Raw genomic sequence first — 23,379 nt, 5'->3', positions numbered from 1 at the left:
TCCCATGACCCAGCCCGCCCAACTCGTACCGTCCACGCTGGACGAAGAAACCGCCCGCGCCGAAGTGTATGGGCTGCTGGCCGCGCTGTACTACGCGCCACCGCCGGCGGACCTGCTGGGCAATCTGCGGGTGGCCGTGACCGAAGCACCTGCGGCCGGTGCCTTGCTGGAAGCCTCGTGGGCTGAACTGGTCGGCGCCGCCCGCAGGTTGTCGGACGGGGAGATCGCCCGGGAATACGAGGCGCTGTTTGGCGGCGTCGGCAAGCCCGAGGTCTACCTGTTCGGCTCCCATTACCTCAGCGGGTTCCTCAACGAGAAGCCGTTGGCGGCGCTGCGCACCGACCTGGAAGCGCTGGGCCTGGCGCGCGACGAAGCCATGCCCGAAACCGAAGACCATATCGCCTACCTGTGCGAGGTCATGCGTTACCTGATTGCGGGCGACGATGTGGCGGTCGCCAATCTGACGCGTCAGCGCGAGTTTTTTGCACGCCACCTGCAGCCCTGGGCAACAACCCTGTGCGATGCGGTCAGTGCCCATCCGAAGGCGGATTTCTACCGCGGCCTGGCCGGATTCACGCACACGTTTCTCAGTGTCGAAACCCAGGGCTTTGACATGCTGACCTGAGCATGCCGGGCCAATCCCTAGGCACGACGCACCCTCCCCGCGCAGCGGTTTTCTCAAATTGCGACACTTTTTCCTGATTAGTGCAGTCACGGTAAAAACTAAGATGCCCTATCGTTTTCCCCTAGGTGTTGCATTTGGCCTGATCGGCCCGTTGTCGCATACGCAGGTCTGACGTAAAGTAGGCAAGTCAGTAAGTATGCAAACCAGTTCATAACAGCAAGCTTCCTTGGAGACCACTATGCAGGACAGCCAGCCAAAACCCTCGCGCCGGGGTTTCTTCTTCGGCGCTGCCGCTACCGGCGCTGTTGCCGCCGTGGCGGTCGCCCTGCCCGGGGTACAAGCACCCGAGGCGGCCCTCCAGGAGCCCAAGCCTGCGCCTGAAAAAGGCGGCGGCTACAGCCTGTCTGATCACGTCAAGCGTTACTACCAGACCGCGCGTCTCTGATTCTTCCCGTCCCCCTCTTACGGAGAGCTCCATGCTGCTCACGAAAAAAAATCACGGTGTCCATGGCGATACGGCGCAGCGCGCCGGATCGGCTCGTTTTGTACAAAGCCTGTCGCGCGGACTGTCGAATGCGCTGCCCACCATGGACCGCCGCGCCTTCCTGCGCCGCTCGGGCCTGGGAGTCGGCGTCGGTCTGGCGGCGACCCAGCTGACGCTGGTCAAGAAAGCCAAGGCTGCGGCGCCTGGCGCGGGAGACGGCAGCGGAAAAATCGAGGTCAAGCGCACGGTCTGCACCCATTGTTCGGTCGGCTGTGCGGTCGATGCGGTCGTCGAAAACGGCGTCTGGGTCCGGCAGGAACCGGTGTTCGACTCGCCGATCAACCTCGGCGCGCATTGCGCCAAGGGGGCCGCGCTGCGCGAACATGGCCATGGCGAATACCGCCTGCGCTATCCGATGAAGCTGGTGGGCGGCAAGTACGAGCGCATCAGCTGGGACACCGCCCTCAATGAGATCACCGCCCGCATGCTGGAGTTGCGCAAGGCCAGCGGCCCTGATTCGGTGTATTGGGTCGGATCGTCTAAGCACAACAACGAGCAGGCCTACCTGATGCGCAAGTTCGTGAGCTTCTGGGGCAGCAACAACTGCGACCACCAGGCGCGCATTTGCCATTCCACCACGGTAGCTGGCGTTGCCAACACATGGGGCTACGGCGCCATGACCAATTCGTACAACGACATGCAAAACAGCAAGTGCGCGTTGTACATCGGCTCCAACGCCGCCGAAGCCCACCCAGTCAGCCTGCTGCACATGCTGCATTCCAAGGAAACCGGCTGCAAGATGATCGTCGTGGACCCGCGTTTCACGCGCACCGCAGCCAAGGCCGACGAGTACATCCGCATCCGTTCCGGCTCGGACATTCCGTTCCTGTTCGGCATGCTGTATCACATCTTCAAGAACGGCTGGGAGGACACCAAGTACATCAACGACCGTGTCTACGGCATGGACAAGGTCAAGGAAGACGTGCTCGCGAAGTGGACGCCGGACAAGGTCGAGGAAGCCTGCGGCGTGCCCGAGGCGCGCGTGTACATGGCCGCCGAGATGATGGCCAAAAACCGGCCGTCCACCATTGTCTGGTGCATGGGGCAGACGCAGCACACCATCGGCAACGCCATGGTTCGCGCCTCCTGCATCCTGCAGCTGGCACTTGGCAATGTCGGTGTCTCCGGTGGCGGCACCAATATTTTCCGCGGCCATGACAACGTGCAGGGCGCGACCGACGTCGGCCCCAACCCGGATTCGCTGCCAGGTTATTACGGCCTGGCCGAAGGTTCCTGGAAACATTTCGCCAAGACCTGGGGCGTGGACTTCGAATGGATCAAGGGGCGTTATGCCTCGCCCGCCATGATGGGCAAACCCGGCATCACGGTGTCGCGCTGGATCGACGGCGTGATGGAGAAAAACGAATTCATCGACCAGGACTCCAACCTTCGTGGCGTGGTGTTCTGGGGCCATGCGCCCAACTCCCAGACCCGCGGTCTGGAAATGAAACGCGCCATGGACAAGCTCGACCTGCTCGTGGTGATTGATCCCTATCCCTCGGCCACAGCCGCCATGGCGGCCATGCCGGGCAATGCTGAAGACCTCAATCCCAACCGTGCCGTCTATTTGCTGCCAGCGGCGACCCAGTTCGAGACCAGCGGCTCCGTGACGGCTTCGAACCGCTCGCTGCAATGGCGCGAAAAGGTCATCGAACCTCTGTGGGAGAGCCGCAGCGACCACATGATCATGCACCAGCTGGCCGAGAAGCTGGGCTTCGCCAAGGAACTGTCGAAGAACTACAAGATGCAGAAGGTCAAGGGCATGGACGAACCCGTGCCGGAAGACATCCTGCGCGAGATCAACAAGTGTGTCTGGACCATTGGCTACACCGGGCAAAGCCCGGAGCGCCTGAAGGCCCACATGCGCAACATGCACATGTTCGACGTCAAGACACTCAAGTCCAAAGGCGGCAAGGACAAGGAAACGGGCTACGACACGACCGGTGACTATTTCGGTCTGCCATGGCCCTGTTTCGGAACCCCGGAAATGAAACACCCCGGTTCCCCCAACCTCTACGACACCTCCAAACACGTGATGGACGGCGGCGGCAACTTCCGCGCCAACTTCGGTGTCGAGAAGGACGGCAAGAACCTGCTCGCGGAAGACGGCTCGTACTCCAAAGGCGCCGACATCCAGACCGGCTACCCGGAACTTGACCACCTGCTGCTCAAGAAGCTCGGCTGGTGGGACGAGCTGACCGAGCCGGAGAAGGCCGCGGCGGAAGGCAAGAACTGGAAGACCGATTCTTCAGGCGGAATGATCCGGGTGTTCATGCAGGGCCACGGCTGCCATCCCTTCGGCAATGCCAAGGCGCGTGCGGTGGTCTGGAACTTCCCGGACGCGATTCCGCAGCACCGCGAGCCACTCTACGGCAACCGGCCCGACCTCATGGCCAAGTACCCGACGCATGACGACAAGAAGGCCTTCTGGCGCCTGCCGACGCTTTACAAAACCATCCAGCAGAAAAACATCGCCGACAAGGTGCACGAAAAATTCCCGCTGATCATGACCTCGGGCCGTCTTGTGGAGTACGAGGGCGGTGGCGAGGAAACCCGCTCCAACCCCTGGCTGGCCGAGCTGCAACAGGAAATGTTCATCGAGATCAATCCCAAGGTGGCTGCCGAAAAGGGCATCCGCAACGGTGAACGGGCCTGGGTCAGCACCCCGACAGGTGCACGCCTGAATGTCCAGGCGCTGGTGACGGAGCGTGTCGGACCTGACACCGTGTTCCTGCCTTTCCACTTTTCCGGACGCTGGCAGGGCGCCGACATGCTGGCCTATTACCCCAAGGGCGCTGCCCCTGTGGTGCGCGGCGAAGCGGTCAATACCGCGACCACCTACGGTTATGACAGCGTGACGATGATGCAGGAAACCAAGACGACGGTCTGCAACGTCGAGAAGGCATAAGGAGACACCATGGCACGCATGAAATTTGTTTGTGACGCGGAGCGCTGCATCGAGTGCAACGGTTGCGTTACTGCCTGCAAGAACGAAAACGAAGTCCCATGGGGCGTCAACCGCCGCCGTGTCGTGACGCTCAACGACGGTGTTCCCGGTGAAAAGTCCATTTCGGTGGCCTGCATGCATTGCAGCGACGCTCCCTGCATGGCCGTTTGCCCGGTCAACTGCTTTTACCGCACCGACGAGGGTGTGGTCTTGCACGACAAGGATGTCTGCATCGGCTGCGGCTACTGCTCCTATGCCTGCCCGTTTGGCGCGCCCCAGTTCCCTTCCCAGGGCACCTTTGGCGTGCGCGGCAAGATGGACAAGTGCACCTTCTGTGCGGGCGGTCCCGAGGCCAATGGCAGCCAGGCCGAATTTGAAAAATACGGCCGCAACCGGCTCGCCGAAGGCAAGCTGCCCGCCTGCGCCGAACAGTGCTCGACCAAGGCGCTGCTCGCCGGTGATGGCGATGTGGTTGCCGACATCTTCCGCACCCGTGTCGTGCAGCGCGGCAAGGGCGCCGAAGTGTGGGGCTGGGGCACGGCCTACGGTTCCAGGCAGGCGGGCCAGCCTCCCGTGCAAGGAGCCAAATCATGATGCGCCTCACATTGCTCACAGCTGCCGTCATGGCGCTTGCCGCTTGCGGCGACAAGCCGCAGTCCGCGGGCGGCGTCAAAAGCGACACGGCTGCGTTCCAGGGCACCAGCAATGCCTTCAATGCCCCGGGCTGGAAAGCCGGCGACAAGACTGCCTGGGAGCAGCAGCTCAAGACCCGCGCGCAGGCCGGCCAGAACGAATACAACCGCGTGAAATAACAGGGAGTTCACATGCAACGCCCATCGCGATTCCTGGCAGCACTCTTTCTTGCAGCGTCTGGCTGGTCGGCCACGGTATTGGCGCAACCCGCGGCCACGCCGGCTTCGGCGCCGGCTGCAGCAGCGGCTCCGGCCGCAGCGGCACCCGCAGGCGGCATCCAGAGCGCCAACATCTTCGAGGTCAAACCCGAGGCAAGCGCTGATCCCAAATACGCCGAGCAGACCAATGGCGAGCGCGCCAGGGTGCAGCCAGGCAACAACGCGCCCATGTGGCGCCAGGTTGGTTCAGGCCTGACGGGTTACAGCAGCCTCCCCAAAAGCGAGGCGCCCGAGGCCGGCAACCTGATCCAGCCCTTTGTGCAATACCCCGGCTCGCTGCTGACCAATGCCGGAGAGGCCTGGCGCCAGGTGCGCAACAACTGGCTGATTCCCTACGGTGGCGCGCTGCTGCTGATCGTGGTGGGTGCGATCGCGCTGTTTTACTTTGGCAAGGGCCGGATCAACCTGCACGGTGCTGAAACCGGCCGCAAGATCGAGCGTTTCACGCCGTTTGAGCGATCTGCCCATTGGGCCAACGCGATTGCTTTCTGCATTCTTGCGATCTCCGGGATCGTCATGGCTTTCGGCAAGTTCTTCCTGTTGCCGGTCATGGGGTTGACCCTGTTCGGCTGGTTGACCTATCTGCTCAAGAACATGCACAACTTTGCCGGCCCGCTGTTTGCCGTGTCCCTGGTGATCGTGTTTTTCACGTTTGTCCGCGACAACATGCCCAGCCGCGGCGATATCGGCTGGCTGCTCAAGGGCGGAGGCTTGCTGTCCGGCAAGGAAGTGCCATCGCACCGCTTCAACGCAGGCGAAAAACTGGTGTTCTGGGGCGGCGTGTTTTTCCTCGGCATCATCGTGGTGGCCTCGGGGCTGGTGCTCGACAAGCTGATTCCCGGCCTGATCTATGTTCGCGACACCATGCAGGTGGCGCACATGGTGCATGCCGTGGCGACGGTGCTGATGATGGCAATGTTCATCGGCCACATCTACATTGGCACCATCGGCATGCAGGGTGCCTACGACGGCATGAAAACCGGCTATGTGGACGAGACCTGGGCCAGGGAGCACCACGAGTACTGGTATGACGACGTCAAGGCCGGCAAGATTCCGGCGCAGCGCAGCGAACCTGCGTCACCGAGCCAGACCGCCCAGGCCCAGGGTCTGTGAACCGGCCCTAGATCAGATCTGAATAGCGAGGATTCCATGAAAAAAATTCTTATTGCCGCCTTGTTTGCCAGCATGTCCACCGTGGTGCTGGCCAAGCTGCCCCCGGTCAGTGATGAGGCCAAGGCCAAGGCCGCCGAGGCCGCCGCCAGGGCCGCTTGGGCCGGCAAGGTCGATGGCTACCTGTTGTGCAAATCCATGGACAAGGTGGCTGCCAGTTATTTCAAGACGGCCAAGGCGGCTGGCAAGGAAACCAAGCCACCTGTGGCCACGCCAGCCTGCGCAGACCCGGGGGCCTTCAGCTACACCCCTGCAGAGGTGGCCAAGCCCCTGGAGGCATCGGGCGCGCATTCTCCGGCAGCGACCGCCACCAGCCCGCCAAGCAGCAAGACCCCTGCGGCAGCCATTGCCCCCGAAAAGAAATCCTGAGTACCGACACATCGCAAAAAGGCCGGCCCCGCAAGGTGTCGGCCTTTTTGTTGTAGTCTCCAATCATGCCTCTGCCCTACCTGACCCAGGCCCGAGCGCCGCTCACCTGCGACATCGACGCTGTCAACGAATACGGTGATCCGCTCCAGATCGCCATTCCCGCCGAACGCGCCCTGACGGTGTATGTCGACAAGCGCGAGTTGGTGACCTTGATGACGCTGGGTGCCCACCCCGAGCTGCTGGTGCTGGGTTACCTGCGCAACCAGCGGCTGGTCAGGGACGCCGCGGACATTGAGTCCATCACGGTGGACTGGGATGTTGGGGCTGCCGCGGTCAGGACGCGCCATGGCATCGCGGATATCGAGGAAAAAACCGCACGCAAGGTGGTGACCACCGGCTGCGGGCAGGGCAGTGTGTTCGGCGGCCTGATGGACGAGGTGGACCAGATCGAACTGCCGGCCCATGCCTGCATCACCCAGGCCCAGCTGTACAGCCTGGTCAACACCATCCGTCTCAAGGAAACCACCTACAAGTCAGCCGGATCCGTGCACGCGTGCGCGCTGTTTTCGCTGGCGACCGCGGAGCCGGACATGCTGCTGTTTGTCGAGGATGTGGGGCGGCACAACGCCATTGACACCATTGCGGGCTGGATGGCCATGAACATGGCCCCCACGCTTGTCGCTTCGCGTACTGCGCTGCCCCCCGAGGGGGCCGCTGCGCCTGCGGACTGGCAAAGCCAGATCCGCGGCCCTGGCTGGTCTGGATCCGAAGTCCCCACACTCTCACCCGAGCCTTCTGGACTGGTGTTTTACACCACCGGGCGGCTCACCAGCGAAATGGTCATCAAGTCGGCGCAAATGGGGGTGCCGATTGTGGTTTCGCGCAGCGGCATCACACAGATGGGCCACCAGGTGGCGCAGGCTGTCGGGCTGTGCGCCATCGGCCGCGCGACCAACCGGCGTTTTGTCTGTTATGCCCAGCCCGGGCGGCTCAAGTTGCAGCCAGACCTCGCCGGCCCCAGGCTCCGGGCGCCAGAGACGGCGTGATGGCCTGATGGCGGTGCGGCGTTCCCGCAAGCCCAGCGACCCGCTGGAGCGCCCCGGCTGTCTGCCGGCAGAATCCGACGGACGCCGGGGCTGTGGACTTTGCGTTATGGTCAGGTCATGAATTTCCTTTTCCTCAAACTCGGCTGGCGCACGCTGTTGCGCGACTTGCGCGCCGGAGAACTGCGGCTGCTGATTGTTGCGGTGACGCTGGCCGTCGCAGCCCTGACGGCCGTCGGTTTTTTTGCAGACCGCCTCAAGGGGGGCCTGCAGCGCGATGCCCGCCAGTTGCTCGGCGGCGATGCGGTGTTGCGCAGCGACGGCATGACCCCCGAGGTGTTCATCGCCAAGGCGCGCAGCCTGGGCCTGCAGGCAACCTCGACCGTGACTTTCCCGACCATGGGCCGGGCGCGCGAGGAAGACGGCGGTGCCAGCAAACTCGTGGCTTTCAAGGCCGTGCCCGAGGGCTATCCCTTGCGCGGCACCCTGCAGGTTGCCCCCAGCCCCGAGGCGGCCGGCGCGGCCACGCGCGAGATTCCCGCCCCCGGCACGGCCTGGGCCGACGCCTCGCTGCTTGATGCGCTGGGCCTGCGCATCGGCCAGACCCTGCTGATGGGCGACGCACGCTTCACCTTGGCGCGGGTGATCGTCCAGGAGCCGGACCGCGGCGGCGGTTTTGCCAATTTTTCGCCGCGCGTGATGATCAACAGCGCCGACCTCGCGGCCACCGGCCTGATCCAGCCGGCCAGCCGGACCAACTACCGCTTTGCCATTGCCGGCAGCGACGCCGCGGTGAAAACCTATGTCGAGTGGGCCACGCAGGAGATCAAGAAGGCCGAATGGCGCGGTGTGCGCATCGAGTCGCTGGAAAGCGGCAGCCCCGAGATGCGCCAGACGCTGGACCGTGCCGAAAAATTCCTCAACCTGGTGGCCTTGCTGGCGGCCCTGCTGAGCGCCGTGGCCGTGGCCATCGTGGCACGCGGCTTCGCCGCCAAACACCTGGACGACTGCGCCATGCTGCGCGTGCTGGGCCAGCCGCAACGCACCATCGCGCTGGCCTACACCTTTGAATTCGTGCTGGCCGGCATGGCTGCCAGCGCCCTCGGCGTGCTGATCGGTTTTGCCGTGCACTATGGCTTTGTGCTGCTGCTGGCCGGCCTGGTCGAAACAGCGCTGCCCGCGCCTACCCTGTGGCCCGTGGCTTTCGGCATGGGCATGGGGCTGACCCTGCTGCTCGCTTTTGGCCTGCCGCCGGTGCTGCAGCTGGCCCAGGTGCCGCCGCTGCGCGTGATCCGCCGTGATGTCGGCAACCTGCGGCCGGCCTCGCTGGCGGTGCTGCTGGTCGGGGTGCTCGGTTTTGCGGCCCTGCTGGTGGCGGCCAGCAGCGACCTCAAGCTCGGCATGATTGCCGTCGGCGGATTCGTCGGGGCGGTGGCGGTGTTTGCCGTGGCCAGTTTCGCCGCGGTCAAGCTGCTGCGCGCCAGCGTCAATGAGGCCACCGCGCCGCGCTGGCTGGTGCTGGCCACGCGCCAGCTGTCGGCGCGACCGGTGTATGCCGTGGTGCAGGTCAGCGCGCTGGCGGTCGGCCTGCTGGCGCTGATGCTGCTGGTGCTGCTGCGCACCGACTTGATCAGCAGCTGGCGCCGCGCCACACCGCCTGACGCGCCGAACCGCTTTGTCATCAATGTGCAGCCCGAGCAGGGCGCTGCCTTCCAGCAGGCCTTGCGCGATGGCGGCGTCACCAGGTTTGACTGGTACCCCATGATTCGTGGCCGCCTCGTGGCGATCAACGGCAAGGCGGTGGCGCCGGAAGACTTCGAGGACGACCGCGCCAAGCGCCTGGTGGACCGCGAGTTCAACCTGTCCCATGCCGCGCAGCAACCCTCGCACAACCAGGTGGTGGCCGGCCGCTGGACGGCCGATGAGGCCGGCGCCATCAGCGTCGAGGACGGGCTGGCGAAAACGCTGGGCCTGAAACTGGGCGACAGTCTGCGTTTCGACATCGGCGGCCAGCTCAGCGAGGCCAAAATCACCAGCCTGCGCAAGGTCGACTGGGGCTCCATGCGGGTCAACTTTTTCGTGATGTACCCGGTGGCGACGATGCCGGACGTGCCGGTGTCCTACATCAGCGCCTTCCGCGCGCCCGAACGTGTGGCCACGCCGGACGGGGTGAAGCCGCGCAGCTTTGACAACGAACTGGTCAAGGCCTTTCCCAACATCACCAACGTCGACATGAGCAGCACCATCGCCCAGGTGCAGCGCGTGCTGGACCAGGTGATACGCGCCGTGGAGTACCTGTTTGGTTTCACGCTGGCGGCCGGCCTGGTGGTGCTGTTCGCAGCCATCACCGCGACGCGCGAGGAGCGTGCGCTCGAGTTCGCCATCATGCGTGCCGTCGGTGCGCGCGCCTCGCTGCTGCGCCAGGTGCAGCGCGCCGAGCTCGCCGGCGTCGGCCTGCTGGCCGGCTTCCTCGCGTCCATCGTCGCACTGGCGGTGGGCTGGGGCCTGGCGCGTTTTGTGTTCGATTTCAGCTGGACCGGCTCCTGGACCGTGCCGCTGCTGGGCAGCCTCGCCGGCGCCGTGCTGGCGATGGCCGCGGGTTGGTGGGGCCTGCGCTCCGTGCTCAACACGCCGGTTGTGGAAACGTTACGCAAGGCCCAATGAGCATGAACATCGAAGAAAAACGACCGGGTACACCGCCGTTCGACACCCCCTTTGACTGGATAGGCGGCGAAGAGCGGGTGAAGGCGCTGGTGGACCGTTTTTACGACCTGATGGACCTGGAGCCCGGCTACGCAGCGCTACGCGCGGCACACGGCAGCCATCTGGTCAAGGCGCGCCAGCACCTGTTCTGGTTCCTGTGCGGCTGGCTGGGCGGGCCGCAGCACTACACCGAGCGTTTTGGCCACCCCAAGCTGCGCCTGCGCCACATGCCTTTTGTCATCGGCATCCTCGAGCGCGACCAGTGGCTGGCCTGCATGGACCAGGCCATGGGCGAGACCGGTATCGATGAAGAACTGCGCGCCAGGCTACGCACCTCGTTTTTTCAGACCGCCGACTGGATGCGGAACACGCCGGCCTGAGCCTGCCCCGAGGGCAGGCTGTGGGGTAGTTGCTATAAATTCAGTAGCTGCTTGCGCAGGCCCTGTTAGGGCTGCAGGCCTGTTTTCCTTGAAAATCTGGCGAGTGACCAGTCTTCGAGATGGTCTGGCGGCCCATACTTTGAATGAAATACGCCTTCAGCCCTTTCTGGACGGGTGCAGTCAGCTACCAAATAAATAGCAAATCAGCGCCAGTCGTTACGCCGTCTGGGCTTGCTTCGGCTTGAGCGGCGGCGTGCCCTGCTTGAACATGGACGTCAGCTGCTTGCGCAGATCCGGCGAGTCGGTGTGGCCATGCACGGCCACCGCATGCTGCACGGCGGCTTCAAGCAATTCCTTGTCGTTGTCGGCCGACAGCGCGACGCTGCAGTTCATGGTGCTGGGGAATTCGCGGCAATCAATGTATTGGCGGGACATGATGGCTCCTTTCAGGGTCGGGCTTCAAAGATCAGGTTGAACGGTGTCTGGCTGGCGCGCCTGAAACGGCGGGAGCCGCCTTGCGTGACGACATCGCGCAAGCGGGCCTCGCCGGCCTGGGCAGCCAGACACAGTCCCACCTCCTGCGAACGTGAAGCGGGCGTGCAGATAAAAGTGAAAGTGGAAACGGAAAAAAGGCCGGGCCCACCGGGGTCAGGTTGTCTTCGAGCTCGTAACGGACGTAAGCACTTGCAGCCTGGGCTGACCACCATTCGCGCAGATAACGCGGGGCGGTGTGGGTCCGGCTGGCCAGTTCCACCGCCGTCGCAGGGCCTTTGGCTAAAACCTCGTACAAGCCGAACTGGTCGCCAGCCACAGTGGTGGCGGCATGCGTCAGCGCGCCGAAATCGCTCACAAACTGCTCCACGAATATGTTGAGTTTCCCTTCGTCGATGGCCATCATTTTCTCTTTGTTGCGTTTTTCCGGCGGCCGGGTATCCTCCGGCGAAAGCGGCTTCTATACTGAATTTGAACCACCCGGGAACTGCCCGCCATGCCATCGTGAAGCTGTCCCAGCCCCGTGCCAATACGCAGCAATGCGTATGGACGAACTCCATGGAGCCGCGCCATGAACCACCTCACCCGCAACGATTTCGCCAGCGCCTTGCAGGTGCTGGCGCAGATCGAGGCGCAGGCGGTGGACGTCGAGAGCTTCGCGCGCGCGACGGTGCTGGCGCTCAATGCCTACGTGGCCTCCGAACTGACCACGCTGCTGGACTGCGACCTGTTCACCGGCCATCGCCAGGTCATGGGCCTGACCGGTGTGAGGGTGGGTGCCGACGAGATCGCGTGTTTCGACCGGCATTTTTTCGAGCACCCGCTGGTGCTGCACCATGGCATGGACGGCGGGCTACAGGCGCGGCGCATCTCCGACCTGGTGAGCCGGCACGACTTTCAGCGCAGCGCGCTGTATGGCGACTATTACCAGCGCATCGGGTTGGAATACACCATCGCGGTACCGCTGTTCCATGATCACCGGCGCCTGGTCAGCGTGGTGCTGAACCGGCGCGGCCTCGACTTCAATGAACGGGACCGCGAGCGGCTGGAGTTGTTGCGTCCGCACCTGGCCTTTTTGTACCGGCACGCGCGCCAGGCGCCGGCCCTGCAGACGGGCGCAACGCCGCCGCCCGTGGCCAGGCCGGCCGCCGACGTCAGCGCGCCGGGCCTGACCCTGCGCGAGGAAGATGTGATGCACTGGCTGGCCTGCGGAAAGACCGATGCAGAGATCGCGGCATTGCTGTCGATCAGCCCGCGCACGGTACAAAAACACCTGGAGCACATCTATGTGAAGCTGGGCGTCGAAACCCGGACCGCTGCGGTGATGCGGGCGCTGGCCGCCGCCGACCACGATAGCCACGTGCTCCCAACAGTGGGAGGGCCGGCGCGGTCCCCGTTACCGCGACAGGCCGGGTAGGCCGGCAAATGGTTTTCCGGCGCAAACACCCGCTGAAAATTTATGGAAAAAATGGCTCTGGACCTTGCTGGATGATCGAAGACTGCTATTAAATAAATAGCAAATTGCCCAGCGACTCAACTCTGCGCCAGCAGCACCACCAGCGCGCCGGCGCCGCCCTCGGCCGGCCGCGCCTGCACAAAGGCGATCACTTCCTGCTTCTGGATCAACCAGCTTTGCACCCGGCCCTTGAGCACCGGCGTCTTGCCGGGCGAACCCAGGCCCTTGCCGTGCACCACCCGCACGCAGCGCATGCCGGCCTTGTGCGCTTCGCGAATGAAGGCCGCCAGGGTGTCGCGCGCATCCTCGCGGCGCAGGCCGTGCAGGTCGAGCTGGCGCTGGATGCTCCAGCCGCCGCGGCGCAGCTTGCGCACCACGTCCGGCCCCATGCCCGGACGGCGAAAACTCAGTGCATCGTCGGTGTCGAGCAGGGTTTCCACATCAAATTCGTCGGAGATCGCCTCGCGCATGACGGCCAGCTCGTCGCGTTGCTGCTGCACCGGAATCGGCGCGGGCTGGGCCGGCGGCAGATGCGCCCGGTGGCCCGGATGGCCGGGCCGGTGCCTGGCCGGCAGCGCCTTGACCGGGCCGATGGCGTGCGAGAAAAGCTCTTTTTCGGCCTTCGCTGTCGCGGCGGCAGCCGCGCGCGCCGCCTTGAGGTCGGCTGCCTGCCGGGCCCGGGTTTCTATCTCGAGCTTGACGGCTTTCAGGCCCTTCAGGTCCTTGATGGCCGGTGGTCGGGCCGCCATCAGAGCAGCCCCCGTTCCGCCATCGAGATCGCCTGCGTGCTGGTCACGACAAAATGGTCCAGCACCCGCACGTCCACCAGGGCCAGCGCGGCTTTCAGCGTCTGGGTCAGCGCTTCGTCGGCCCGCGAGGGTTTGGCTTCACCGCTCGGGTGGTTGTGCGCCAGCACCACGCTGCCGGCGTGCAGCGCCAGCGCCCGCACCACCACCTCGCGCGGGTAGACGCTGGTTTGTGTCAGCGTGCCGCGAAACAGCTCTTCCAGCGCAATCAGCCGGTGCTGGCTGTCGAGAAACAGCACCGCAAAAATTTCGTGGGGCCGGCTGCCCAGCTGCAGCTGCAGGTAGTCGCGCACCGCCTGCGGCGTGGTGAACAGCGGCTTGTCCTGCAGCTCCTGCGCCAGCGCGCGGCGCGCGAGTTCCAGCACGGCCACCAGTTCGGCGCGTTTGGCCGGTCCCAGGCCCTTGATGCTGTTGAGGGCTTGGTGGCCGGTGTGCAGCAGGCCGGCCACGCCGCCGAAAGTGTCCACCAACTCCTGGCCCATTTGCAGCGCGTTTTTGCCGGGAATGCCGCTGCGCAGCAGCAGCGCCAGCAACTCGGCGTCGCTGAGCGCGCCGGGGCCGCGGGCCAGCAGCTTTTCGCGGGGGCGAGCGTCCTCGGGCAGGTCTTTCAGGAGCATGGTGGCCCTATCGGTCAAGCAGGCAAAACGTCATCACAGGGGCAGTATCAGGGGTAAAACGGTCGGCTTGGTCGGGGTGGGCCGCACTTTCTACAATAGGGGCAGTTTACAAACAGTTGGCGGCCCGCCGGGCCGGCACCCGAAAGTCCTATGTCCACCGTGGAAACACCCGCTCCCGCCCTCGTCCAGCCCGGTTCCTTCCTGACCCTGCACTACCGCATGGCCGGGCCGTCCACGGACGGACAACCGGGCGCCGACATCATCAACACCTTCGCCGGCAAGCCCGCCACGCTGAGCCTGGGCGCCGGCGAGCTGTCGCCCGCGATCGAGCAGCGCCTGCTGGGCCTGCGCGAAGGCACACGCACCAGCTTCGAACTGGCGGCCGGCGAGGCTTTTGGCGAGCGCAACCCCGAGCTGGTGCAGTGGGTGGCACGCAAGCTGCTCAATGAACTGGGCGACCCGCACGAGCAGTACAAGGTCGGCGACGTGGTGCAGTTCCCCACGCCCGACGGCATGGGCCAGTACGCCGGCAGCGTGCAGCAGGTCAAGGCCGATGGCGACGCCGTGCAGTTTGACTTCAACCACCCGCTGGCCGGCCAGCCGGTGGTGTTTGAAGTCCAGGTGATTGGTGTCCTGTGATCGATAAAACAAAACCTCAGGAAATCATCCTCGCCGAGCCGCGCGGTTTCTGTGCCGGCGTGGACCGCGCGATTGAAATCGTCGAGCGTGCGCTCGGCAAGTTCGGTGCCCCGATTTATGTGCGCCACGAAATCGTGCACAACACCTACGTTGTCAACGAGCTCAAGCAAAAAGGCGCGATTTTCATCGAGGACCTCGACGATGTGCCAGTTGGCGCCACACTGGTGTTCAGCGCCCACGGCGTCAGCAAGGCCACCGAGCGCGAGGCCGAAGCGCGCGGCTTCCGGATCTTCGACGCCACTTGCCCGCTGGTGACCAAGGTGCATGTGGAAGTGGCCAAGCTCAATAAGGAAGGCTACGAGTTCATCATGATCGGCCACAAGGGCCACCCCGAGGTCGAGGGCACCATGGGCCAGCTCGACAGTGGCATCCACCTGGTCGAAGACGTGGCCGACGTGGCGCGCATCCAGCCGGGGCAGACCGAAAAACTCGCGGTGGTCACGCAGACCACGCTCAGTGTGGACGACGCGGCCGACATCAGCGCCGCCGTGAAGGCGCGTTTTCCGAACGTGCGCGCGCCCAAGCAGCAGGACATCTGTTACGCCACGCAGAACCGGCAGGATGCCGTCAAGATCATGAGCCCGCAGGTGGACATCCTGATCGTGGTCGGCAGCCCGACCAGTTCCAACAGCAACCGCCTGCGCGAGCTGGCCGCCAAGCTGGGCACCGAGGCCTACATGGTGGACGACGCCACCGAACTCAGGCCGGAATGGTTTGAAGGCAAAAGCCGCGTCGGTCTGACCGCCGGGGCGTCGGCGCCCGAAATCCTGGTCAAGCAGGTGATCGACCGCATCAAGGCGCTGGGCGCGGTGTCGGTGCGCAAGATGGCCGGCATCGAGGAAACCATCAAGTTTCCGCTACCCAAGGGGCTCAAGCTGGACGGCCCCGCGCTGGACGCCATCGGCAGCGACCTGCATGCCGAGTCCTAGGTCCAGTATGCCAGATCGCTATCAAATTGAGAGCTGCCAGCGCAGGTTTCAAGAGGGCTACAGCCACTTTATTCGTCAAACCCCGGTGTGGAAGCTGCCCGGCAAGGCCCTCGGCGTGGATTGCGCTGAAGTCTGGCTCAAGCTCGAGCAGTTGCAGACCAGCGGCAGCTTCAAGGCGCGCGGCATGCTCAACCGCCTGCTGTCCAACCCCATCCCGTCCAGCGGCGTGATTGTGGCGTCAGGCGGCAACGCCGGCATTGCCACCGCCGCCGCCGCGCGGGAACTCGGTGTGCGCTGCGAGGTGTTTGTGCCCGAAGTGTCCAGCCCGGCCAAACGCGCCAAGCTGGCCGCATTGGGCGCCGAGGTGGTGGTCACCGGTGCGGCGTATTCGGAAGCGCTGCAGGCCTGCCTGGCGCGCCAGCAGCAAACCGGTGCATTGCTGACCCATGCCTACGACCAGCCCGAGGTGGTGGTGGGCGCCGGCACCCTGGCGCTGGAGATCGAGCAGCAGGCCGGTCTGCCCGACGCCGTGCTGGTCAGTGTGGGTGGCGGCGGCCTGATCGCCGGCATCGCCAGCTGGTTCGAGCAGCGCTCCCGTGTTGTGGCGCTGGAGCCCGAACTCGCGCCCACCCTGTTCCGGGCGCGCGAAGCCGGGCAGCCGGTCGATGTGAGCGTCGGCGGCATTGCCGCCGATTCCCTGGGCGCCAAACGCATTGGTGATCTCGGTTGGGCGGCCACCCAGGCGCATGTGTGTGATGCGCTGCTGCTCAGCGACGACGCCATCCGGGCCGCCCAGCTGTGGCTGTGGCGGGAGCTCAGGCTGGCGGTGGAGCCGGCGGCGGCCTTGCCGCTGGCGGCGCTGCACAGCGGCGCCTATCTGCCGCGGCCGGACGAAAAAGTCTGCCTGATCATCTGCGGCGCCAACCTCGACCCGGCCAGCCTGAACTGAACCCCGCCCCGGTGGCCGGCCTGCCGCGGCACAAAATACAATGAGCCCATGCTAGACATCAACCTGCTCCGTAAAGACCTGCCCTCGGCCATCGCCCGGCTGGAAACCCGCAAAAGCCCGCAAGCCTTCCTCAACGTGGAAGCCTTCCAGTCGCTGGAGGCCGAGCGCAAGGCGCTGCAGATCAGGACAGAAGAGCTGCAGAACCAGCGCAACACCCTGTCCAAGCAGATCGGCCAGCTCAAGTCCAAGGGTGAAGACGCCAGCGCCGTGATGGCGCAGGTTAGCAACTCCAAGGCCGAGCTGGAGACCTCCAGCGTCCGGCTCGAACAGATCCAGGGCGAGATGCAGGCCCTGTTGCTGTCCGTGCCCAACCTGCCGCATGAAAGCGTCCCGCACGGTGCCGGCGAGGCCGGCAACGTCGAGGTGCGCAGATGGACGCCGGTTGAAGGCCTGGGTGGTGAGCCACCCGCGTATGCCTTCGAAGTGAAAGACCATGTGGACCTGGGCCAGCCGCTGGGGCTGGACTTTGAATTGGGCACCAAGCTCACCGGCTCGCGTTTTACCGTCATGAAAGGCCAGCTGGCCCGCATGCACCGTGCGCTGTCGCAGTTCATGCTCGACGTGCAGACGGCCGAACACGGCTACACCGAGTGCTACACGCCCTACATCGTCAACGCCGACTCGCTGCGCGGCACCGGCCAATTGCCCAAGTTTGAAGAAGACCTGTTTGCCGCAAAGAAGGGCGGGCAGGAAGGTGCGGCCGAAGCCGAAAGCACGGCGCTGTACCTGATTCCCACCAGCGAAGTGCCGCTGACCAACTTTGTGCGCGACGAGGTGCTGCCCGAGGCGCAACTGCCGCTCATGTTCACTGCACATACACCCTGTTTCCGGTCAGAGGCCGGCAGCTACGGCCGCGACACCCGCGGCATGATCCGCCAGCACCAGTTCGACAAGGTCGAGATGGTGCAGATCGTGCACCCCGACCACAGCTACGACGCCCTCGAGGCCATGACCGGCCACGCCGAAGCCATCCTGCAAAAGCTCGGCCTGCCTTACCGCGTGATGCTGCTGTGCACCGGCGACATGGGTTTCGGCGCCAGCAAAACCTACGACCTCGAGGTCTGGCTGCCGGGCCAGAACGCCTACCGCGAAATCAGCTCCGTCTCCAACTGCGAAGCCTTCCAGGCCCGCCGCCTGCAGGCCCGCTTCAAGAACGCGCAGGGCAAAAACGAATTTGTGCACACCCTCAATGGCTCCGGCCTGGCCGTGGGCCGCACGCTGGTCGCGGTGCTGGAAAATTATCAGCGCGAAGACGGCAGCGTTGCGGTGCCGGCTGCCTTGCAGCCCTACATGGGCGGCATCACGGTGTTGGCACCGGCCGCCCACTGAGAGGTTCGCCGGCCTGATAGAATTGCGGCTCGATTTAGGAGAGGTGGCAGAGTGGCCGAATGTACCTGACTCGAAATCAGGCGTACCGCAAGGTACCGTGGGTTCGAATCCCACCCTCTCCGCCAGTTATGCTTGTAAGTTGTTGATTAATAAAAGGTTTTTACTTTATCATTCTTTAACCATCAAAGCAACTATCAAAGCCGCTGTAAATTTACAGCGGCTTTTTTATTGCCCATAATCATTCGCGGGGGGAGGGGGCTGCAATGAGCGATGACAGCGAAACTGCTAAGACTGCAGCTAAAGATGCCGTCCAACGCAAGATTGGTCGAAACCTACTTCTCTATCAGCAGATCGAGGGACATCTGAAATTTGTACTGGCGAACGCGCGGGCTTCGGGTACCTTGAACGAGCTGGCTCAGTTCAGGGAGGATCGAAGTCGCAAGATCACAAAGCAAATGCTGGGGCTGCTGGTTGAACAGTTTCTAGATGACATCCTGTCGGATGAGGCTGAGAGCTCGGCGGAACCCACGCAACTGGACAAGCCTTGGATGTCTTTTTCATTTCGGCTCCAGGTGGACCAAGAGGAACGTGAGCTTCATCGAAAGAACTGGGAGCTGATGGTCGAGCAGCGCAACCACCTCGTCCATCATTTTCTTGATCGAATGGCGCCCAACACGCTCGAAGCTTTTCTCGAAGCGGACACGTTTCTTGAGGAGCAATATCAGAAAGCGTTGCCTACTTTCCATGTGTTCTCGGGATTTTCGCGAGCTCTGCAAGAAACAATGCGCGATCTATCCGCTTTCTTGAGCTCGGACGAAGGCAAGGAGCAGTTTCGCTCCCTACTGAGTGACCATCGCACGATTGAAGCGCTTTTGATGGACGTTGCCGCTCAGCGGGCGCGATCTGACGGTTGGACCTATCTTGCGCAGCTAGGGGAGGAGTTAAGAAAAAACAATGTCGATCTGCTGCTTGATCTCAAGAAAAGGCACGGTTCTTTAACACTAAAGGCGCTACTCGCTGCAGAGGGCCTGGTCGATATCAAGGATGAGCCACTCTCCGACGGAAGGTTTCGTTCGCTCTACAAGGTTAGAGAAAACAGCGGCGAATTTCTCGCTGCCTGCAAAGTCATTTAGCCGAAAAATCGTTGATATAGGCGGTATGATGAATCGTCAAATCGCGGTTTTCGCACGCCGAATAGCCAGATTTGACACAGCGCGCACCGCAGCGCCAGCAAGAACGCGAACCGAGCTCCAACGCTCACGTCTCGCACTCTGAATTCCCTCTTCGCTTTCCAGCCCAGATCGTTCAAACGATTCCAGGCCGGCCGCTGCATTGCGTTTTCTTCTTAACAAACGCACAGGAACTACAGATATGGCATCGACAAACTCCAAGGGCGCCTTGCCCGCCGGATTCACCTCACCCTTCACGCTAATACTCCAGCAGGACAGATTTGACGATCTACTCGCCTGCGTCGCCATCCTGACCGGCAAGCCAATGGCCGATGTACGCAAACTGGCCGAGCAGTTCGGACTGCCCAAAACCGGACCCTACTGGGCGGACATCGACATGACCGCCAAGCTGCTTATGAACCTTGGCAACCTGGTCGCCACCAAGTACAAGGAATTCACCTCCTTTGCAGCCCTGCCCGATGTCGCAATACTCTTAGTTGATTACTCCGAGGCAACTGAAATAGGACGCCATCTAATATGGCATCACATCCGGGGCACAAAGGATCAGCAGGCCTTTTCCTACGTGATTGACCCGGCCTTACACATTTCCGCGCCACAGCAAATGACCACCGAATTCGGACACCTCAAGCCCGCATGGTACGTCGAGGTCACTGCCGCCAAGGCTGGCGGCAAGGCTAAGTAAACCCGAAGAGACGGCCCATCGCTGGCGCGTGCATCAGGAATGCTTGACCTTGCGGGGTGGCAGTTCGTCCAACAGGGCGGCTGCCGGCAACCCTAGCGCGTTGGCGATGCGCCAGATGTTGAACAGCGACACATTGCGCTCGCCGCGCTCCACCGAGCCCAGGTAATTCGGATGCAGGCCGGCGGCTTCGGCCACCGCCTCGATGGTCAAGAGCCGGTCATGCCGCAGTTCCCGCAATGCCGTGCCGAATGCCGCCAAGAGGCGAGCTTGCTCGCGTTTGGTTGCAGCGTCTAGCGGCTGGGGAGTGGAAACAGGGGCACGCGGCATGCCCTGCAGTGTTCAAAAAATCACACTAAGAGTACACAACCTATGAGTTTTGTCTATGGCAAACTCAGCTTGTAACCAAACGCAAAGTGTTCTAACTGGAGTATGTTCACCATGAACAAAAAGTTGTTGGCATTGATTTGCCTCGTTGCCGGAAGCGCCTGCGCGCAGATTCTGCCGAGCCAGGGCACCACCCCATCGGCGCCGGACGATTGGCTCTTGAGCCCCGGGCCAGCTTGGTACTACCGGGCATCCCCGTCGCCGACGCCCCGGGAGCTTGTCTACCGCAAGCCCACCCCGGCCGAAGACGAGGTGGTACGTAAGGCGCAGTCCTTGCTGCCCAACAGCGCAGGTAAAGCCATGGCATTGGTGTCAGGCAACGAGGTGGTTTGGTATGGCTTTAAGCCGCCCGCCTCACGCTCGCGCTTCTTCCATGGCTTCAGCATGGGTAAGACCGTGACCGCCATGGCGGTCGGTAAAGCCATCTGCCAAGGCAAACTCAAGCTCGATACCGTGACCGCGGATGTGCTGCCCGAGCTGAAAAACACCGACCTGGGCGCGGCCACGGTGCGTGACTTGCTGCGGATGAGTTCGGGGACTTGGGAAGGCAACAAGGACAGCACGGTGTGGTCGAAGGAGGAACGCGAAGCGATTGACACCAAGCGATCCAATTGGTTGACGTTTCTGGCGACATCGCGCGCAGGCACCGCTGAGAAAAGTGTCTTCGGCAAACGCAAGCCGGGCTCCGATTATGCGTACCACAGCACCGACCCGCTGGCCCTGGGCCTGCTGCTGGGGCGCGCTACGGGCACCACCTATGCCAAATGGGTCGAGCAAGAAGTCCTGCATGCCGCCGGCACGGCCTCGCCCGCGGTCGTGGGGCAAGACCATACCGAACTGGGGCAGGGCGATGGCACGGTGCGCATGACCTTTGAAGACTGGCTCAGGTTCGCCATGTGGGTGAAGGAAAGCCAGACCGCTAGCGGCTGTTTCGGCGATTTCGTGCGCGAGGCGACCAAGACCCAGATTACTGACCGGGCCAAGATGGGCCGTATCGGCTTTCTAGGCTATGGCTACCTCACCTGGATCGGCACCTTGCCCACCAATAACAGCTACTGGGCCGTGGGCTACGGCGGTCAGCGGATAGGCTGGAACCCTGACAACAACCGAATGCTGATTGCGTTCAGCAATGTCGAGAACTACATGGATGAGATCTACAAGCTCTATGGAGATTGGGCTCGGTTGCCCTGATATACGAAGCAATGCGGCCCAGGCTGAGCCGCAATGCCGCAATGCCGCAATGCCGCAATGCCGCAATGCCGCAGTTCGCGAGGCCGCGGTGACTGACGCTCTGACAGTCATCGAGGCCAGCCGCAACCCCTGACCTGACCGGACCGGGCCCAACACCCGGTTGCCCACCCGTCAGTCCCCTCCGGCTTAGTTCGATTAGAGCCGGCTCCTCCAAGCACGCAACTCGCGCCCACCCAGGCGCGGGTGGCGTGCTTTCGCATTTCCACATCCCGGGCTTGCCCACAAGCCGCCGGTTTGTCATTTCAGATTCTTAACCGCACGTCAGACCGAAAGGCTGGCGTGCGTTGCCATGGAAGAAGCAAAGTATGACTCCCCCGAAACGATACCCCGCCACCCAGGCCGTTGATGCGGCGCAGGTGGCGCATTTGAAGAAAGCGGGCAAGCCGCTGTTTGAACTGGGCATGGTCTACGGCACGCCCTCCGTGCTCAAGCACCTCGAAGCGCACGGCCTGTATCCCAACGCCCTGCTCGGCGCACATTGCCACGGCGACTATGGGCTGGTGGACGAAGACGACTGGAAAGCCAATGACCGGGCGGTCGTCGATGGCAGCCGCATTCTCTCGTCGTACACAGTCGAAGGCGAGCGCGTATGGATCATCACCGAATCTGTCAACGAGCAGGGCGTGCGACCAAGCACGACATTGCTCAAGCCCAGTGAATACTAGTATGGACCGCCTCTTCAATCTCTTGACGCCCTCCCGCCGCGCGGTGCTGCTGGGCGGCGGCGCCATGGTTCTGGCTCCAACGGTCGATGCGTTTCGGCAACCCGCTCCGTCAGGCGTGGTCGAGGAGCAGGCAGCCTGGCAGCGGATTCACCGCGTCACGGACCGGCGAAATGTCGATGGCTATGTGGGCTTTGACTATGAAGACCTTGAACTGATCCTGGGCACCGGCCCCGTTCGCGCGGTCGAAGCCGTGGGGGTGGGCGAGGCGCGCGCCTTTGATGCGGTGGAACAGGTCATTGATCGATGCAGCCTGAATGTTACGGAGCCCATCGCCTCCGGCCTGCTCATCATCGCGGCGCCCCGGGACGGCTGGTACAGCATGGAGTCGCACCGGGCCTTTGCGATGTTTGTACGCACTTGCGCGCAATCGCCGCCCTTGCGAAGCGGACTTTACGCGCTGGGCGTCTACCGCGATGCGGCGCTGAACGACGCCTTCAGGGTGACGCTCATATTCGCCGCCGCAGACCGGGAGCGCTGAGATGGCAAGCCGGCTGGAAGCGATTCGACCCATGCGCGATCTGCTGCATCGCCTTCCCAAACTCCCGTTGAACTTCAACCATGAGATCGACTTTGCCGCTGCCGATCCGGAGTTGCTCGTGGCCCTCGCTGAGGATGCGGAAATGCTGATGCGCTCGATGCACAACGGGGTAGGCGCCATCGGCCAGCTCTTGGCGAACTCCGCCGTCATGGTGGAAGACGGCACCATTAGCGCCGATTGCCTGGAGGCGCTTGGCTTCACCATGTCGCAGTTGGCTGATATGGCCTCCGGTTGCATGGTCCTCGCGGGCCACTGTCGCCGCGAAACCGCCGACTACAACCCACTGTAAGCCGCCCAACGTCGCAGGCTACCACCCCAACGCGACCAGGCGATGCGTAGCGCGACGTCCGCACGCAAACCGCCGCTACGACCTCCCAAACACCCAAAACGCGGCAGCACGCGCTGCGAAGTCACCTCTGGAAGAAGCATGAATGTTGATTTTCGAGTAATTTTGACCCCTTTGATCTGAGTTTTTTCATCGAATTTTGACCCCTTGAATACAGTTCCCTGCTTAACTTTTAGGCAGGGGGATCAAGGAGTGATCAAAGTGGGAACATTGGCAAAAATCCGGCGGCTACAC

At 63.2% G+C, this 23,379-nt stretch carries 26 protein-coding genes and 1 tRNA gene; 22 read left to right on the top strand and 5 right to left on the bottom strand.

Annotated elements, in window-relative coordinates:
- Nucleotides 1–4: 4 nt before the first annotated feature.
- From AAG813_RS17550 to AAG813_RS17505, 10 genes are all read left to right on the top strand, one after another.
- Nucleotides 5–625 (top strand): molecular chaperone TorD family protein, encoded by a 621-nt coding sequence (locus AAG813_RS17550; protein ID WP_341917109.1) that lies wholly within the window; start codon nt 5–7, stop codon nt 623–625.
- A 238-nt stretch (nt 626–863) separates the two neighbouring features.
- Nucleotides 864–1,070 (top strand): formate dehydrogenase, encoded by a 207-nt coding sequence (locus AAG813_RS17545; protein WP_341917106.1) that lies wholly within the window; start codon nt 864–866, stop codon nt 1,068–1,070.
- 31 nt (nt 1,071–1,101) lie between these two features.
- Nucleotides 1,102–4,077 carry a formate dehydrogenase subunit alpha gene (locus AAG813_RS17540; protein ID WP_341917104.1) on the top strand — a complete coding sequence of 992 codons (2,976 nt, stop codon included), beginning with the start codon at nt 1,102–1,104 and terminating at the stop codon, nt 4,075–4,077.
- A 9-nt stretch (nt 4,078–4,086) separates the two neighbouring features.
- Entirely contained in the window at nt 4,087–4,710 is a 624-nt protein-coding gene (fdh3B, locus tag AAG813_RS17535; RefSeq protein WP_341917101.1) for a formate dehydrogenase FDH3 subunit beta, read from the top strand.
- Nucleotides 4,707–4,928 (top strand): hypothetical protein, encoded by a 222-nt coding sequence (locus AAG813_RS17530; RefSeq protein ID WP_341917100.1) that lies wholly within the window; start codon nt 4,707–4,709, stop codon nt 4,926–4,928. Before fdh3B ends, AAG813_RS17530 begins: the two co-directional genes overlap by 4 nt.
- Before the next feature lie 12 nt (nt 4,929–4,940).
- The gene (locus tag AAG813_RS17525) at nt 4,941–6,140 is read left to right on the top strand and encodes a formate dehydrogenase subunit gamma (protein WP_341917098.1); all 1,200 of its coding nucleotides are present in this window, start codon (nt 4,941–4,943) and stop codon (nt 6,138–6,140) included.
- A gap of 36 nt (nt 6,141–6,176) precedes the next feature.
- Nucleotides 6,177–6,566 carry a hypothetical protein gene (locus AAG813_RS17520; protein WP_341917097.1) on the top strand — a complete coding sequence of 130 codons (390 nt, stop codon included), beginning with the start codon at nt 6,177–6,179 and terminating at the stop codon, nt 6,564–6,566.
- Between the two features lie 65 nt (nt 6,567–6,631).
- Nucleotides 6,632–7,612, top strand: coding sequence for a formate dehydrogenase accessory sulfurtransferase FdhD (locus AAG813_RS17515; RefSeq protein ID WP_341917096.1), 981 nt, complete (start codon nt 6,632–6,634; stop codon nt 7,610–7,612).
- Nucleotides 7,613–7,729: 117 nt separating this feature from the next.
- On the top strand, nt 7,730–10,273 hold the full coding sequence (locus AAG813_RS17510; RefSeq protein ID WP_341917095.1) for an FtsX-like permease family protein: 2,544 nt from the start codon (nt 7,730–7,732) through the stop codon (nt 10,271–10,273).
- Between the two features lie 2 nt (nt 10,274–10,275).
- Nucleotides 10,276–10,692: a group II truncated hemoglobin gene (locus AAG813_RS17505; RefSeq protein ID WP_341917142.1), complete on the top strand. Its 417-nt coding sequence runs from the start codon at nt 10,276–10,278 to the stop codon at nt 10,690–10,692.
- A 216-nt stretch (nt 10,693–10,908) separates the two neighbouring features.
- Here AAG813_RS17505 and AAG813_RS17500 read toward each other — a convergent pair whose 3' ends face one another.
- Both AAG813_RS17500 and AAG813_RS17495 read right to left on the bottom strand, forming a co-directional pair.
- The gene (locus AAG813_RS17500) at nt 10,909–11,127 is read right to left on the bottom strand and encodes a DUF1059 domain-containing protein (RefSeq protein WP_341917093.1); all 219 of its coding nucleotides are present in this window, start codon (nt 11,125–11,127) and stop codon (nt 10,909–10,911) included.
- A 31-nt stretch (nt 11,128–11,158) separates the two neighbouring features.
- Nucleotides 11,159–11,587, bottom strand: a complete 429-nt coding sequence (locus AAG813_RS17495) for a hypothetical protein (protein ID WP_341917091.1) — start codon at nt 11,585–11,587, stop codon at nt 11,159–11,161.
- A gap of 168 nt (nt 11,588–11,755) precedes the next feature.
- Between AAG813_RS17495 and AAG813_RS17490 the strand changes: the two genes are divergently transcribed.
- Nucleotides 11,756–12,601, top strand: coding sequence for a helix-turn-helix transcriptional regulator (locus AAG813_RS17490; protein ID WP_341917089.1), 846 nt, complete (start codon nt 11,756–11,758; stop codon nt 12,599–12,601).
- Nucleotides 12,602–12,717: 116 nt separating this feature from the next.
- Here the strand turns inward: AAG813_RS17490 and AAG813_RS17485 are convergent, their stop codons facing one another.
- Nucleotides 12,718–13,389: a Smr/MutS family protein gene (locus tag AAG813_RS17485; protein ID WP_341917087.1), complete on the bottom strand. Its 672-nt coding sequence runs from the start codon at nt 13,387–13,389 to the stop codon at nt 12,718–12,720.
- Complete coding sequence (gene radC / locus AAG813_RS17480) at nt 13,389–14,063, bottom strand: DNA repair protein RadC (RefSeq protein WP_096669542.1); 675 nt, start codon at nt 14,061–14,063, stop codon at nt 13,389–13,391. The genes AAG813_RS17485 and radC overlap by 1 nt, the downstream gene beginning before the upstream one ends.
- A gap of 150 nt (nt 14,064–14,213) precedes the next feature.
- Between radC and AAG813_RS17475 the strand changes: the two genes are divergently transcribed.
- The 7 genes from AAG813_RS17475 (at nt 14,214) to AAG813_RS17445 (ending at nt 19,901) form a co-directional block, all read left to right on the top strand.
- A complete protein-coding gene (locus AAG813_RS17475) occupies nt 14,214–14,702 on the top strand; it encodes an FKBP-type peptidyl-prolyl cis-trans isomerase (RefSeq protein ID WP_341917084.1) in 489 nt (162 codons plus the stop codon).
- Complete coding sequence (ispH, locus tag AAG813_RS17470) at nt 14,702–15,691, top strand: 4-hydroxy-3-methylbut-2-enyl diphosphate reductase (RefSeq protein ID WP_341917140.1); 990 nt, start codon at nt 14,702–14,704, stop codon at nt 15,689–15,691. Before AAG813_RS17475 ends, ispH begins: the two co-directional genes overlap by 1 nt.
- 7 nt (nt 15,692–15,698) lie before the next feature.
- The gene (locus tag AAG813_RS17465; RefSeq protein WP_341917082.1) at nt 15,699–16,640 is read left to right on the top strand and encodes a threonine/serine dehydratase; all 942 of its coding nucleotides are present in this window, start codon (nt 15,699–15,701) and stop codon (nt 16,638–16,640) included.
- Between the two features lie 48 nt (nt 16,641–16,688).
- The gene (serS, locus tag AAG813_RS17460) at nt 16,689–18,029 is read left to right on the top strand and encodes a serine--tRNA ligase (protein ID WP_341917081.1); all 1,341 of its coding nucleotides are present in this window, start codon (nt 16,689–16,691) and stop codon (nt 18,027–18,029) included.
- A gap of 37 nt (nt 18,030–18,066) precedes the next feature.
- Nucleotides 18,067–18,154 (top strand) — tRNA-Ser (locus AAG813_RS17455).
- Between the two features lie 138 nt (nt 18,155–18,292).
- A complete protein-coding gene (locus tag AAG813_RS17450; RefSeq protein ID WP_341917079.1) occupies nt 18,293–19,162 on the top strand; it encodes a hypothetical protein in 870 nt (289 codons plus the stop codon).
- 238 nt (nt 19,163–19,400) lie between these two features.
- The gene (locus tag AAG813_RS17445) at nt 19,401–19,901 is read left to right on the top strand and encodes a hypothetical protein (RefSeq protein ID WP_341917077.1); all 501 of its coding nucleotides are present in this window, start codon (nt 19,401–19,403) and stop codon (nt 19,899–19,901) included.
- Nucleotides 19,902–19,934: 33 nt separating this feature from the next.
- On the opposite strand, the gene AAG813_RS17440 is transcribed toward AAG813_RS17445, so the two are convergent.
- Nucleotides 19,935–20,159: a helix-turn-helix transcriptional regulator gene (locus tag AAG813_RS17440; RefSeq protein ID WP_341917075.1), complete on the bottom strand. Its 225-nt coding sequence runs from the start codon at nt 20,157–20,159 to the stop codon at nt 19,935–19,937.
- Between the two features lie 180 nt (nt 20,160–20,339).
- Between AAG813_RS17440 and AAG813_RS17435 the strand changes: the two genes are divergently transcribed.
- From AAG813_RS17435 to AAG813_RS17420, 4 genes are all read left to right on the top strand, one after another.
- Complete coding sequence (locus AAG813_RS17435) at nt 20,340–21,476, top strand: serine hydrolase domain-containing protein (protein WP_341917073.1); 1,137 nt, start codon at nt 20,340–20,342, stop codon at nt 21,474–21,476.
- A gap of 365 nt (nt 21,477–21,841) precedes the next feature.
- Nucleotides 21,842–22,201, top strand: a complete 360-nt coding sequence (locus AAG813_RS17430; RefSeq protein WP_341917072.1) for a hypothetical protein — start codon at nt 21,842–21,844, stop codon at nt 22,199–22,201.
- Between the two features lies 1 nt (nt 22,202).
- On the top strand, nt 22,203–22,739 hold the full coding sequence (locus AAG813_RS17425; protein WP_341917071.1) for a hypothetical protein: 537 nt from the start codon (nt 22,203–22,205) through the stop codon (nt 22,737–22,739).
- A gap of 31 nt (nt 22,740–22,770) precedes the next feature.
- On the top strand, nt 22,771–23,088 hold the full coding sequence (locus AAG813_RS17420; protein WP_341917069.1) for a hypothetical protein: 318 nt from the start codon (nt 22,771–22,773) through the stop codon (nt 23,086–23,088).
- Nucleotides 23,089–23,379 lie beyond the last annotated feature (291 nt).

This window comes from Polaromonas sp. YR568 (assembly GCF_943371715.1).
In the GTDB taxonomy this organism is placed as follows: Bacteria; Pseudomonadota; Gammaproteobacteria; order Burkholderiales; family Burkholderiaceae_C; genus Polaromonas.
Note: the sequence above shows the minus strand (reverse complement) of the source record. Positions and strands in the feature narration are given on the sequence as shown.